A 12,637-nucleotide genomic window follows, 5' to 3' on the forward strand; every position below is an offset into this window, starting at 1 on the left:
AGGCGTAAACCACCCCACGACCGCCGCGCCACGGCGGAGACTGAGTTCCGTGCACACGATCGAGGCAGAGGACTACCGGCGCGAGATCCTCGGCTACTGCTACCGCTACTTCGGCTGCTTCGCCGAGGCCGAGGACGCGACCCAGGAGACCATGCTCCGCGCGTGGAAAGCCCGGGACGGCGCCGGGTTCCAGGGCCGATCGTCCCTGCGTACGTGGCTGTACTCGATCGCCACCAACGTCTGCCTCGACATGACGCGGGCTCCACAGCGCAGGGCCCTGCCCACGGACCTCACCGAACCCGGCGCAGTGCCCGACGACCCCACGATGTTGGCGACCCTGCCCGAGGTCACCTGGATCGGCCCGGCGAGCGACGCACACCTCGGGATTGATCCTTCTGCCACCGCAGTCGTGCGCGAGTCCGTCCGGCTCGCCTTTGTCGCCGCCCTCCAGCACCTGCCGCCCCGGCAGCGGGTCGTGCTGCTTCTGCGCGACGTCCTCGACCACTCGGCCGCGGAATGCGCCGACCTGCTCGGCATGACCCTCCCGTCCGTCAACTCCGCACTCGCCCGTGCCCGGAAGACCCTGTCCCGGCACGAGATCGCGCTCCCCCACCCGACGGAGAACACCTCGTCGTCGTCGCCCCGCCCCGACCCGCACGTCGACGCGGGCCTGCTCGAGCAGTACGTCGCGGCGTTCGAGGCCTACGACGTCGACCGGCTGGTCACACTCCTGACCGACGACGCCGAGTTCTCCATGCCGCCGTTCGAACTCTGGCTGCGCGGCTCGGCCGAGATCGAACGGTGGTGGCGCGGTCCTGGCGAGGTCTGCCGCAACGCGCGCACCATCACCACCTCCGCCAACGGCCGACCAGCCGTCGCGGTCTATCACGCGGCCGGCGACCAGCGTTGGGAGCCGTTCGCGATCCACGTCCTCGACTCCGACGCCGGCCGCATCTCGGCCATCACCCACTTCATCGGCGCGCACCACTTCTCCGAGTTCGGCCTCCCCGCACGGTTGCCGTAGGCGTGGAAACCGGTGCCCCGACCCCGCCGGCCTGCAGACGACCGGCGCGGCAAGGAAATCCCCCCGGCACCGATCAGTTTCGCCGACCCGTCCCGTCTACCCCTGTGAAGGCAACTCCCCCGGGCCACGGGCACCCGCTCGACCGGCCACCGAAACCCCGCAGGAGGGATCATCATGAGCCGCAAGATCACCGCGCACATGTTCTCCACGCTCAACGGCGTGTCCGAGCACGCGGAGCGCTGGCAGTTCGACGCGTTCGGCCCCGACGAGATGCAGTCCATGCAGCAGATGACCGCCTCCACCACGGACCTGGTGCTGGGCCGCACGCTCTGGCAGGAATGGTCCGGGTTCTGGCCCACCTACGCCGACGACCCGTTCGCCCAGTGGGTCAACCCGGTCCGCAAGCACGTGCTCACCTCGACGCTGACCGGGGACCTGCCGTGGAACAGCACGATCGTCTCCGGCGACCCGGCGGAGTACCTCGAGCAGTTGCGCACACAGCCCGGCGGCGATATCGCCGTGGGCGGCGGGATCGAGACGACCCGACGACTGGTCCTGGCCGGGCTGGTCGACGAGCTCACCCTGACCATCCACCCGGTGATCACCGGTGACGGTCGCAGGCTCTTCGACGACTCCGTACCCACCACGCGGCTGCAGCTTCGAAGCTCCACCCAGACCCCGGCGGGCAACATCGTCGCCACCTACTCCGTCCGCCCGGAAACCCCGGACACCCCGGCCGCCTGACCGACCGGCCGCCACCCACCAGCAAGGAGAACCCGATGTCATTCCAGGCCTACCTCGACACGATCGAGACCAGGACCGGACTCACTCCCCGGCAACTGGTCGATGCCGCCACCGCGAAGGGCTTCGGCCCCGGGACCAAGGCCGGTCCGATCCTCGCGTGGCTCCAAGGAGGACTACGACCTGGGTCGGGGACACGGGATGGCCCTGGTCCATGTCATCACCACGGGTCCGAAGATCGATCCGAAGCACGTGGGGGAGGGCGGTGCGCACTCCGACGCCTCCGACACGCTGTGGCTCGACGGGGCGGCCACCAACCCCGACAGGTGACGGGCGACTGGCTTGTGCCAGGGCCGGCGGGCGACGCGAGCGCCCGAGGGGTACCTCCCCGACGAGCTCCCGGAGGGATGGTCTAGAGTTCTTTCTCGCAACGCGGTGAGCGAGAGCGAGCCTGCGAAGCGATGCGGATGTGGCGCAGCTGGTAGCGCATCACCTTGCCAAGGTGAGGGTCGCGAGTTCGAATCTCGTCATCCGCTCTCTCGGAAGTGACGACGACGAGGTCGTTCATTTCCCTCTGGACGCACACGCGCCGGGATAGACCGAACCGGCCACATTCGCAGTTACCTCAACCAACAGCCGGACGCCGCTCTACCCTCCTGACATGAGTAGAGGCGCGTCCCTCCTGCGAATCACCATCGCGTACGTCATCGCCATCGCCGCCGGGTTGACGTGGCTGGCGTGGGGTCCGGATACCGGGCAACTGTGGCTGGACGGGCTGATCGCCGACCTCGTCGCGACGCTGGTGATCTTCGGGTTCAGCCGCATCTTCGGGAACTCGAGCACCTACGACGCCTACTGGTCGGTCATCCCGCCCCTGCTGGCGTTCTACTGGTGGGTCGCCGCCGACGCCGGCGTGAACGACGTCCGCTGGTGGCTCATGATGGCCGTGCTGGTGGCGTGGGCGATCCGCCTCACCGCCAACTGGGTCCGCACCTTCCCCGGGATGCATCACGAGGACTGGCGCTACCCGCTGGTCCGCGAGCGGGCCGGGAAGTTCGGCCTCGTCGCCGACCTCATGGGAATCCACGTCTTCCCCACCCTGGTGGTGTTCGCCGGCCTCGTCCCCGTCTACGTGGTGGCCACGCGCGCGGGGCAGCCGCTCGGCTGGTTGGACGTCGTCGCGTTCGCCGTCGGCATCGCCGCACTGGCCCTGGAGACGATCGCCGACCTGCAGATGCACCGCTTCCTCGCCACCCGCACGCCGGGCCAGGTCATGCAGACCGGAGTGTGGTCGTGGTCGCGGCACCCGAACTACGTCGGCGAGTGCGGCATCTGGCTGTCGATGGCCCTGTTCGGGCTGGCCGCCTGGCCCGGCGCGTGGTGGGTGTTCGTCGGTGCCGCCGCGATGCTCGCCATGTTCCTGGGAGTGAGCATCCCGATGATGGAGCGCCGCAGCCTCGAACGCCGCCCCGAGTACGACGATGTCGTGCAGCGCGTGTCCCGGTTCCTCCCGCGACCGCCCAGGAAGGCCACCGCCCGCGTATGACGCGGCGCCGCATGTGACCCGCCCCCGCGTCGTGATCGTCGGCCTCGGCGACACGGGCGTCCTCACCGCCATCTCGCTGCGCCGGTACGCCGACGTCGTGGGCATCACCGCCACGCCGGAGTTCGTCAGCGGCCAGGAGCTCGGCCTGCGCCTGGCCCGGCCGCAGGCGTGGGAGCGGGACTACCGCATCGCCTACCACCGGTTCCGCGGGCTCGACCGCACGCGCATCGTGCACGGCACCGCGACCGGCCTGGACCCCGAGCAGCGGCTCGTGCGCGTCACCCGTGCGGACGGCACAGCGGGCGACAGCACAGTGGCCGAGGAACCGTACGACGTCGTCGTCGTCTCCACCGGGGTGACCAACGGCTTCTGGCGCCACCCCACCCTCCGGGACACAGTGGACGTCGACGCCGAGCTCGCCTCGCCGCACCAGCGCCTCGCGGCGGCCGGGTCGGTGGCGGTGATCGGCGGCGGCGCGGCGGCGGTGAGCGCGGCCGCCCAGGTGGCCGAGCGGTGGCCGGCCACGGCGGTGGACCTCTACTTCCCCGGCGAGCGCGCGCTGCCCCATCACCACCACCGCGTCTGGCTGCGCGTGCGGTCCCGCCTCGAGCGCCTCGGCGTGGGCATGCACCCCGGGCACCGCGCGGACCTGCCGCCCGACCACGACACCCGCCACCTCACCGGCGGGCCCGTCTCCTGGACCACGGGGCAGCCGCCGGCCGACGCCGACGTGGTGCTCTGGGCGATCGGCCGCGTCACCCCCAACACCGCGTGGCTGCCCGGCGGGATGCTCGACGAGAGCGGATTCGTCGCCGTGGAGCCGTCGCTGCAGGTCACCAGCTATCCAGGGGTGTTCGCGGTCGGGGACGTCGCGGCCACCGACCCGCTGCGCACCTCCGCCCGCAACCGCGGACACGTCCTGCTCGCGCGCAACATCCGGGCGCATCTCGCCGGCGACCCACTACGCGCCTACCGCCCGCCGCCGCGCCGATGGGGCTCGGTGCTCGGTCCGCTCCGTGACGGCCTGATCGTGTTCGCGCCCACCGGCCGAGGCGTGCGCGTGCCGGCGCGGGTCAACGACGTCGTGCTCCAGCTCCTCATCACCCGCCAGGGGATCTACGGCGGGGTGCGGCGCCTGCGGCGGCCGCGCAAGGCCAGGTAGTGGAGACTGGAGCCTCATGACGATCCGCACTCCCCTGACGCCCGAGCTCCTGCGCGGTCACGAGTACCTCGAGACGACCTCTCGCGGGCTGCGGCCGCACCGGCTTCCGGCCTGGGTCGGCGCCCGGTTCCCCGATCCGCAGTTGCTGTCGGTCGAGGCGCAGCCCTCCGGGGTCCGGGTCGCGGCGGTCACCGACGCGGAGAGCATCGAGCTGGTCACCCACCCCACCCGCCTCGCCTACCGCGGTATCCACCGTCCCCGCGGGAACATCGATCTGGTGGTCGACCACCGACTCGTCGCGAGTGACCGGCTCACCGGCGGCGACGCCATCGAGACGGACCTCCAGACCGGCGTGACCGAGCTCGTGCCCGGCCCACCGCACCTCACCCGGTTCACCGAGCTGGGCGCCGGCGAGAAACTCGTCGAGCTGTGGCTGCCCCACAACGAACAGGTCGAGCTCCTCGAACTCCGGACGGATGCCCCGGTGGAGCCCGCGCCGACGGACAGGCGCCGCTGGCTCCACCACGGGAGCTCGATCAGCCACGGCTCCAACGCCACGTCGCCGGCGCGGACCTGGCCCGCCCTCGCCGCCCGGCTCGGCGGCGTGGACCTGCGCAACCTCGGCGTCGGCGGCAGCGCGCTCGTCGATCCGTTCATGGCCCGCGTCATGCGCGACACCCCCGCCGACCTGATCAGCCTCAAGCTGGGCATCAACGTCACCAACTCGGACTCGATGCGGCTGCGCGCGTTCGTCCCCGCGGTGCACGGGTTCCTCGACACGATCCGTGACGGGCACCCCACCACCCCGCTGCTGCTCGTCTCGCCGATCTACTGCGGGATCCACGAGGACACCCCGGGCCCCGGCGCGTTCGATCCGGACACCTTCCACACGGGTGAGGTGCGGTTCATCGCGACGGGCGAGACCGGGGACACCGCGCAGGGGCGGCTGACTCTCCGCGTCATCCGGGACGCGCTCGCGTCGATCGTGGAGGCCCGGGACGACGAGAACCTCCACCATCTCGACGGCACCGCACTGTACGGATCCGCGGACGCCGACGAGCACCCGCTCCCCGACGCACTGCACCCCGACACCGCCACGCATGAGCTGATCGGCACGCGCTTCGCCCGGCACGCGTTCGGGGACGGGGGACCCTTCGCTCACGGCGATCGCACCCGCGGCGAATCGTGTACACACGGGCTATGACGACTACGCCCCCGGATCCGGATCCCAGCGACTCCCCCGACCTCGACGCGGGCGGCTCCCCCGTGGGTCCCATGACGCCGGACTCGGATTCCACCTCCCTCGCCTCGGACAGCGCCCGCACGGGCCAGAGCCCGACCAAGTCGAACTCGCGGGTCGGCATCGTGGTGTTGCTGGCGATCGTCGTCCTGGTGGTGCTGGTGATGGTCTTCGGGCTCGTCGGGAGGATGTTCGGACTGGGGTGAGCGGACGGGGTGACGACGACGAGGGCCGCGGCAGAGTCCGATCCTGCCGCGGCCCTCGGTGCTCCAGGGCTCAGCTCCCGGCGGCAGCGCCGATCAGCTGCCCGACGTCGATGTTGTTGATGAGGTCGGCGGAGAACACGGCGGGGTCGGCGCCGATGTCGCCCAGCGCGCTCGAGCCGGAGGTCAGCGACCCCAGACCCAGTCCCTCGAGGCTGCCGGTGACGGCTTCGGCGGGGTTGGGCTCGCGGATGGTGACGCAGGTGTTGATGGGGTTGGCCACCTTGCGGCCGCTGGCCAGGACGAGGGTGGTGGCGGCGCCGGTGTTGAGCACGTCGCCGGGGGTCGCGTCGTCGGGCACGCGGTAGGTGGTCTCGAGGGTGGCCTTGGCGTTGCCGGCGGTGGTCCATCCGGCCCCGGAGTGGCGGACGGAGTTGGTGGCGGAATCGCGGATCACGTCGTCGGTGACCGTCGACCACGTCTGGCCGCCGACCAGGTACCAGACGCTCTCCCGCGCCCGGACCAGCTCGAACCCGGCCGGGTGGAAGTCGTCGATCCGGCTGACCAGGGCCCCGGCGCCGCTGACGGTGGTCCGGAACGTCACGGTCCCGCCGGGGGCGGCGGTGCCGTCGCCCACGACCTCCTTGGTGAGGTGGTAGTCGGTCCACAGGGTGGAGGCGTCGTTGAACGTCACGGTCTGCGAGGTCGCGCACTCTGTGGCGGTGGGCTCGGCGGTGACGGGCTCGGCACCGGCGACGCCGACCCCGGTTCCCGCGGCGAGCCCGGAGGCGACGAGCAGCGCGGCCGCGCCGGTGGCGAGGGATCGGAGGGTCCGTGATGTCATGTGAATCCAGTCTTCAGGCGAGGGCCGCGGGGCCGCTCGATGCGAGTGAGGTGCCCGGCAGGTGAGCTGGTGCTCATCACGTGTCGGCGCTTCCGATGGTAGGTCGGAATCCGACATTTTGGACGGTTGTCTTGGTTCTTGACGGTGTCAACCTCGCGGCCGATCCCCGGCCGGTCGCCGGGCCGATCGCCGGGCCGCGCCGGCCGGGCCGCCGGACGCCGGCGAAGCGGCGATCGGTCGCAACCGGCAGCCGCCGCCGCTACGGTCGGGCCATGCCTCAATTCACTGTTCCCGGACTGTCCAGCGCCGATTCCGCCACGCTCGCCGAGACGCTGCAGAAGCGTCTGACGGCGTGCAACGACCTGCACCTCACGCTCAAGCACGTGCACTGGAACGTGGTGGGTCCCAACTTCATCTCGGTGCACGAGATGCTGGACCCGCAGGTCGAGCTGGTGCGCGGCTTCGCGGACGTGCTGGCCGAGCGCATCGCCACGCTGGGCGGTTCGCCGGTGGGCACGATGGGCGCGAACGCCGATCACCGCTCGTGGGATGACTACTCCCTCGGCCGGGACACCGCCCAGGCGCACCTCGGCGCGCTCGACAAGGTCTACGACGGCATGATCTCCGATCACCGCAAGGCCATCTCGGTGGCCGGCGACGTGGACCCGGTCACCGAGGACATCCTCATCGGCCAGACCGCGGAGCTGGAGAAGTTCCAGTGGTTCGTGCGCGCGCACCTGGAGAACGCCGCCGGCAGCCTGCCCACCGCTGACGACGCCTCGGAGAAGGCCGCCGCCAGGGACGCCTCCGCCTGAGCCGGGACACGCGCTGAGCCGTCGGGCCGGACCCCTCCCCGGGGTCCGGCCCGCTGGCGTCTCTGGACAGCCGGCGCCTCTGGACAGCCGGGGGATACTTGTGACGGACGTCACTCGTACGGTGCGTCCTCCGGCGATTCAGCGAGGTGCGCAGCCATGAAGGCAATCGTGTTCGAGGGTTTCAAGACCTTTCCCGTACTCAAGGACGTCGATCGGCCCTCCCCGGGCCCCGGTGAGGTTCTGCTCAAGGTGGCCGGTTCCGGTGCGTGCCATTCCGACGTGGGCCTGTTCCACGACTACCCCGGCGACCCGACGGGCTTTCTGACCCCGCCGTTCACCCTGGGCCACGAGGTCTCGGGCTGGGTGGAGGAGCTGGGCCCGGGCGTCACCGGGCTGACGGAGGGAGATGCCTACCTGGTCTACGGCCCGATTGGCTGCGGCCGGTGCAAGCCGTGTTCGCGCGGACAGGACACCTACTGCCAGGACGTGCCGTCGGTCGGCTACCTGGCCACCGGGCTGGGGCGCGACGGCGGCATGGCCGAGTACATGACCACCTACGCCCGCAACCTCGTCCCCCTCGGCGACGCCGACCCCGTGGCCGCGGCCCCGCTCGCCGACGCCGGCCTGACCCCGTACCACGCCATCAAGCGCGCGATGCCCCACCTCACCACGCCCGGGGCGACGGCGCTGTGCATCGGCCTCGGCGGTCTGGGCCTGGTCGGGGTGCAGATCATCAGGGCGCTCACCGGGGCCACCGTCTACGCCACCGACACCAAGCCCGACGCGATCGCCGCCGCGGAGGCCGACGGCGCGATCGGTGTCCCCACCGAGGGCGCCGCCGAGAAGCTCAGGGAGCTGACCGGCGGGCTCGGCGTCAACGCGGTGTTCGACTTCGTCGGCGCCGGCCCGACCCTCGAGCTCGCCGCGGCCTGCGTGGCCCAGCAGGGCTCGCTGACGGTGGTGGGCCTGGCCGGCGACGACTTCGCCTGGAACGCCTTCAAGCTGCCCTACGAGGTGAACTTCTCCTCCACCTACTGGGGCACTCTCGAGGACCTCCACGAGGTGGTGGAGTTGTACCGGGCGGGCAGGATCTCGCCGGAGGTCCACGTGTATCCGCTCGACCGGGCCCTGGAGGCCTACCAGCAACTCGTCGACGGCCAGATCAGCGGGCGGGCGGTGATCGCGCCGCACGGCACGTAGCCCCGCGAGGAGACCACGCCCACCGCCCGCCCGCCGCAGGAGCCAGCCGGCTCTAGCGGTTGTCCCGCTCGCAGGCGATGCCGTCGTCGTCGCCGTCCATCGACGGGTCGTAGTACTCGCTGCCGCGGTGGATGGGGGCCACTCCGAGGTCCCACGCCTCGCGACAGCCCGAGAGCCGACGGGCCGGCGTGGTCGCGGGCGCGCTCTCGACCGGCGCGGGCATGAACTGCGGGGCCCAGACCAGCGGGAACGGCAGGAGCGGCAGGGTGGCGGCGTCGAATCCCATCGGGACCGGTACGACGATCGGTGCGATGTCCGGTACGGCGATGACCCCTGATCCGACGGGGATCTCGGCGGCGACGGCGGAGGGGGCGGCGCCGAGGGCGACGAGAGTCGCCAGGCCGAGAGCGGTGAGGGAACGACGGATCATGGTGTGAACCTCGAGGGGGAAGGCCATGGGAGTGGCGTTGAGTAGTGAGCTCAGATTAACCGAGGCATGTTCACGTCGCTGACCGTTTCGCGCGGACGCATCACACGAGCATGCGCCGGGAATGCGACCGCGAGAGTTCGTAGGTCTTGACGATCCAGAACATCGCGAAGGCGTAGAGCGCGGCGGTCTCGACCAGGAACAGCCACAGGGTGGAGTCCATCAGCCAGGCGATGAGCAGCGCGAGGGACGGGAAGAGCAGGACCAGCACCACGAGAATCCGATAGCCCAGGCGATAGCTGCGCTGCAGCTCCGCGTTCGGAATGGAGGCGATCGTCTCCTGCCCGTAGAAGAAGATCGACAGTGCCGCCAGGACGAAGAAGGACGTGGCCGCCACCGCGTGGGTGATGCTCACCGCGTTCAGCCCGGGCAGGGCCGGGTCCTCCGTCGGGAAGAGGGCGACGACGATCGCGAGCGTCCCGGCGGCGTTGAGCAGCCAGTTCTCACCGCGCGTGTAGCCGCGGTACGCCACCAGAGCGACCCCGATCGCCACCAGCGTTCCGACGAAAAGCCCGCGGGCCGGGGTGTAGTAGAAGGAGCTGAGCGAGTCCATCATCGGAAAATCGGGGTCGAGGGTCACCCACACCAGAAGTGCCACGGGAAGGCCGATGGCGGCGCCGGCGATCACCATCCGGAGTACGAAGTACGTCTCCACGATGTAGGCCGCCGGGGCCTCACAGAAGGTCGCCCGATCGCCCGGGGCCTGCCGATCACTCTCTGACTGCTGCACGCGCACACCTCGAATCCGTCGCCGGTCTCAGCCTCGCAGTCGGGTGCCCGTCTTGGTGTAGATCCGGTTGAGGTGCCCCTCGACCGTGCGCTTGGACAGGTGCAACTCGGCGGCGATCTCGGCGTTGGTCAGCCCCTGTCCGACCAGGTCGGCGATCTGGGATTCGCGGCGGGTCAACGAGACCCCGGCCGGGACCGAGACGGTCGGGGCACCGACGCGGGTGAGGCCGGCCAGTGGCCCGCCCAGCTCGGTGGTCGCGAGCATCCGCTCGGCCTGGGAGTGGAACTTCGATCCCGGCGACGCTGCGTCGCGGGCACGGTCCGCGGCGACCGCCGCCACCATGTGCAACCCGGACGTCCGGGCCCGGCGGGCCGCGTCCAGCAACAGCCGGGGGTTGCGGGACGACATCGCCACCGCCAGGTCGCGGACCAGCACCGGCACGTCGCCGGTGACATCCACCTCGGCCAGCGCCCGACAGATCTCCGGGTCCGCGGTGAGGACCCCGGCCATGGCGGCGCGGGTGGCTGCGCCGTTCAGCCCCTCGTCGATCAGCGACCGGACGACCTCGCCCGCCTCGCCGGGGCGCCCCAGGCAGATCAGCACGCCCGCCTCCACGCCGCGGATCTCCGGACCCACCGGCGAGTTGGTGTACCCCGGGATGGCGCGCATCCGCTGCAGGTACTCCTCCGCGGTGGCGGCCTGTCCGGACATCGCGGCGGCCAGCGCGTACAGGGACAGCGAACGGGAGTGGAAGTCCTCGGGACCGTCCACCTCGATGATCGCGACCGCGTCGGATGCCGCCCCCACCGCGGCCGGGAGGTCCCCGGCGGCCAGGGCGATCTCGGCGTCGACCAGCCGCCGCACGCCGTGATCGACGCGCACGTGGTCATCCTGCTCGACCGCAATGACGGGCGCGAGCTCGGCGAGCAGCGCGTTGATTCCGAAGCCGTGCAGCATCACCGACACCAGCGCAGCGAGAAACTCCTCGGACGCCCACGCCTGGCCGCCGATCGACCGGGATCGGCGGGCCTCGCGCCGAATCACGGCCAGTGCGGCCTCGGACTGCCCCATCGAATCGAGCGCGAGGGCGTGGATCGGCTCCAGTCGCCGCTCCCACTCGGGCGGCAGCTCAGCGGTGAGCTCGGTGTAGGCCCGGTCCGCCTCGCGGTAGCGGCCCGAGTAGCTCAGGTGCACCACGGTCAACGCCTCCAACACCGCGCGCCCGGGGTGCCCGTCGGGAAGCCACTGGTGCGCTGACTCGATCAGCGGCAGCGACTGCTCGGGACCCCGGTCCCGGTAGTGCGCGAGGTCCGCCCGGGCCGTGACGTTCTCGATCAGCACCCGGGCGTGGTCGGCCCCGCCGGGATCGTCCCGCAGGCAGGCCAGCGAGCGGTCGAACATCGCGGCGGCGTCGGGCAGCCGGTCGAGCAGGCGTAGGCACGAGCCCGCGATCAGCGACAGCTCGGCCTGCTGCAGCGACGCGGTGGCGAGCGCGGAGCGCTGGGCGGCGTCGTGGAGCTCCACCCCGGTGCGGTAGTCGTGGCCGTCGAGGGCGGCGCGGGCGGCGGCCACCACACATCCCGCCTCGACGGGGCGAGCGTTGACCAGCGCCCACAGGACGATCCGCGGGTCCGGCTGGAAGGGAGCCGCCATGCCGGTGATCTCGCCTGAAGCCCGCCCGCCGGCCCGATCGTCGGCCCGGCCTGCGTCACGGCATGCGGCGCGATCGAGCACGGCCGCGTAGACCTCGCGTCGCCGCCGGTGGTCGGCCCCGGCCCGCAACGCCCTGGCCAGAACGGGCGGCTGCACCGACAGCACCTCGACGCCGCCCTCGTGCCGCTCGAACAGCAACCCACGGGCGAGGAGATCGCTCACCATGTCGTCATCGTGCAGCCGAACCAGGTCGTCGAGCGGGATGCGTCGGGCGAGGGCCGCAGTGGTGAGGGGGCCGAGGTCCGCGGCGGCGGTGCGGGGGTCGATCCACAGGTGCGGGTCGACGGCGACGCCGGCGATCGCGGTGGCGGGATCCTCGACCAACTCCAGCCGGTCGCGGGTGCGGCGGGTCAGCCGGCGGGCGGCCAGGTCGTCGTAGGTGGCGCGCAGCGCCGTGAGGTTGCCGTGCGAGGACGCCCACAGTGCCTCGACCAGCCGCGCCGACACGGGCATACCGACGGCCTCGGAGACCACCATCTCCGATTCGCCGCGTGTCAGCAGGCGTAGTGGAAGCCGGGTGGTGCGCGTGCTCACCTCGTCGTCGTATCCGGGAGGCAGTGCCGCACCCACCCTGGCCGATGCCACCAGGACCGCACCATCGGGGACCTTGCGGGGCGGCGCACTCAGGCGATCCAGGTCGTCCCACACCACCACGGGGACCCCGGCGGCGCGGAGACCTGCGGCGATGTCGGCCGCGCACCGGCTGGCGCCTGCACCCGGAGGCCCCACCACGAGCACGCCTCGCCGCGTGTCGACGCATCGCGCGGTCGCGCGTGCCACGGTGTCGGACCGCACCGCCGCACGGGTCGTGTTCCACGCGGGCACGGGACCCTCCTCGCTGCGCCGAAAAAATCAGGTGTGACGCACTCTATCGACACCTGTCTGCGGCGGTACACGCTATAGGCAATCTGTTCCGTTCTCGTGGAGAGGTA

The 12,637-nt window shown here is 71.4% G+C and carries 13 protein-coding genes, 1 tRNA gene and 1 pseudogene; 11 read left to right on the forward strand and 4 right to left on the reverse strand.

The genetic code is table 11. The features are described from left to right. Window positions 1-49 precede the first annotated feature (49 nt). The 9 genes and pseudogenes from J1M64_RS04585 (at window position 50) to J1M64_RS04620 (ending at window position 5,919) form a co-directional block, all read left to right on the forward strand. Window positions 50-1,024, forward strand: coding sequence for a sigma-70 family RNA polymerase sigma factor (locus J1M64_RS04585; protein ID WP_200841543.1), 975 nt, complete (start codon window positions 50-52; stop codon window positions 1,022-1,024). Window positions 1,025-1,198: 174 nt separating this feature from the next. Continuing rightward, a complete protein-coding gene (locus tag J1M64_RS04590; RefSeq protein WP_067716097.1) occupies window positions 1,199-1,768 on the forward strand; it encodes a dihydrofolate reductase family protein in 570 nt (189 codons plus the stop codon). Between the two features lie 35 nt (window positions 1,769-1,803). Then, window positions 1,804-1,878, forward strand: a pseudogene (locus tag J1M64_RS19720) (DUF4287 domain-containing protein); the annotation flags it as partial. A gap of 88 nt (window positions 1,879-1,966) precedes the next feature. Then, the gene (locus tag J1M64_RS20145) at window positions 1,967-2,095 is read left to right on the forward strand and encodes a hypothetical protein (RefSeq protein ID WP_256388222.1); all 129 of its coding nucleotides are present in this window, start codon (window positions 1,967-1,969) and stop codon (window positions 2,093-2,095) included. A gap of 133 nt (window positions 2,096-2,228) precedes the next feature. After that, window positions 2,229-2,301, forward strand: a tRNA-Gly gene (locus tag J1M64_RS04600). Window positions 2,302-2,426: 125 nt separating this feature from the next. Beyond that, window positions 2,427-3,311, forward strand: a complete 885-nt coding sequence (locus tag J1M64_RS04605) for a DUF1295 domain-containing protein (RefSeq protein WP_206473116.1) — start codon at window positions 2,427-2,429, stop codon at window positions 3,309-3,311. A gap of 13 nt (window positions 3,312-3,324) precedes the next feature. Continuing rightward, on the forward strand, window positions 3,325-4,473 hold the full coding sequence (locus J1M64_RS04610) for an FAD-dependent oxidoreductase (RefSeq protein WP_206473118.1): 1,149 nt from the start codon (window positions 3,325-3,327) through the stop codon (window positions 4,471-4,473). A gap of 16 nt (window positions 4,474-4,489) precedes the next feature. Then, the gene (locus J1M64_RS04615; protein WP_206473120.1) at window positions 4,490-5,677 is read left to right on the forward strand and encodes a GDSL-type esterase/lipase family protein; all 1,188 of its coding nucleotides are present in this window, start codon (window positions 4,490-4,492) and stop codon (window positions 5,675-5,677) included. Continuing rightward, window positions 5,674-5,919: a DUF6480 family protein gene (locus tag J1M64_RS04620; protein WP_069388399.1), complete on the forward strand. Its 246-nt coding sequence runs from the start codon at window positions 5,674-5,676 to the stop codon at window positions 5,917-5,919. Before J1M64_RS04615 ends, J1M64_RS04620 begins: the two co-directional genes overlap by 4 nt. Window positions 5,920-5,989: 70 nt before the next feature. On the opposite strand, the gene J1M64_RS04625 is transcribed toward J1M64_RS04620, so the two are convergent. Next, complete coding sequence (locus J1M64_RS04625) at window positions 5,990-6,760, reverse strand: hypothetical protein (protein WP_206473122.1); 771 nt, start codon at window positions 6,758-6,760, stop codon at window positions 5,990-5,992. 272 nt (window positions 6,761-7,032) lie between these two features. Here J1M64_RS04625 and J1M64_RS04630 point away from each other — a divergent pair, with 272 nt between their 5' ends. Together J1M64_RS04630 and J1M64_RS04635 are read left to right on the forward strand one after the other, a co-directional pair. Next, a complete protein-coding gene (locus J1M64_RS04630) occupies window positions 7,033-7,575 on the forward strand; it encodes a Dps family protein (protein WP_132063130.1) in 543 nt (180 codons plus the stop codon). A 156-nt stretch (window positions 7,576-7,731) separates the two neighbouring features. Then, window positions 7,732-8,775, forward strand: a complete 1,044-nt coding sequence (locus J1M64_RS04635; RefSeq protein WP_206473124.1) for an alcohol dehydrogenase catalytic domain-containing protein — start codon at window positions 7,732-7,734, stop codon at window positions 8,773-8,775. 52 nt (window positions 8,776-8,827) lie between these two features. Here the strand turns inward: J1M64_RS04635 and J1M64_RS04640 are convergent, their stop codons facing one another. The 3 genes from J1M64_RS04640 to J1M64_RS20320 all read right to left on the reverse strand — a co-directional run bounded on the left by J1M64_RS04640 (window position 8,828) and on the right by J1M64_RS20320 (window position 12,530). Next, on the reverse strand, window positions 8,828-9,205 hold the full coding sequence (locus J1M64_RS04640) for an excalibur calcium-binding domain-containing protein (protein WP_163377039.1): 378 nt from the start codon (window positions 9,203-9,205) through the stop codon (window positions 8,828-8,830). A gap of 100 nt (window positions 9,206-9,305) precedes the next feature. Beyond that, complete coding sequence (locus J1M64_RS04645) at window positions 9,306-9,992, reverse strand: hypothetical protein (protein WP_307872369.1); 687 nt, start codon at window positions 9,990-9,992, stop codon at window positions 9,306-9,308. 27 nt (window positions 9,993-10,019) lie between these two features. Continuing rightward, window positions 10,020-12,530, reverse strand: coding sequence for a LuxR family transcriptional regulator (locus tag J1M64_RS20320; RefSeq protein WP_206473128.1), 2,511 nt, complete (start codon window positions 12,528-12,530; stop codon window positions 10,020-10,022). Window positions 12,531-12,637: the final 107 nt, after the last annotated feature.

Source organism: Dietzia sp. KRD202, assembly GCF_017168155.1.
GTDB classification, from domain to species: Bacteria; Actinomycetota; Actinomycetes; order Mycobacteriales; family Mycobacteriaceae; genus Dietzia; species Dietzia kunjamensis.

Bases quoted from the DNA above. Each gene is read 5' to 3' on its own strand.
- J1M64_RS04630 (WP_132063130.1), top strand. From the start codon at position 7,033: ATGCCTCAATTCACTGTTCCCGGACTGTCCAGCGCCGATTCCGCCACG.
- J1M64_RS04615 (WP_206473120.1), top strand. From the start codon at position 4,490: ATGACGATCCGCACTCCCCTGACGCCCGAGCTCCTGCGCGGTCACGAG.
- J1M64_RS04605 (WP_206473116.1), top strand. From the start codon at position 2,427: ATGAGTAGAGGCGCGTCCCTCCTGCGAATCACCATCGCGTACGTCATC.
- J1M64_RS04620 (WP_069388399.1), top strand. From the start codon at position 5,674: ATGACGACTACGCCCCCGGATCCGGATCCCAGCGACTCCCCCGACCTC.
- J1M64_RS04590 (WP_067716097.1), top strand. From the start codon at position 1,199: ATGAGCCGCAAGATCACCGCGCACATGTTCTCCACGCTCAACGGCGTG.
- J1M64_RS04635 (WP_206473124.1), top strand. From the start codon at position 7,732: ATGAAGGCAATCGTGTTCGAGGGTTTCAAGACCTTTCCCGTACTCAAG.
- J1M64_RS04640 (WP_163377039.1), bottom strand. From the start codon at position 9,205: ATGATCCGTCGTTCCCTCACCGCTCTCGGCCTGGCGACTCTCGTCGCC.
- J1M64_RS20145 (WP_256388222.1), top strand. From the start codon at position 1,967: ATGGCCCTGGTCCATGTCATCACCACGGGTCCGAAGATCGATCCGAAG.
- J1M64_RS04625 (WP_206473122.1), bottom strand. From the start codon at position 6,760: ATGACATCACGGACCCTCCGATCCCTCGCCACCGGCGCGGCCGCGCTG.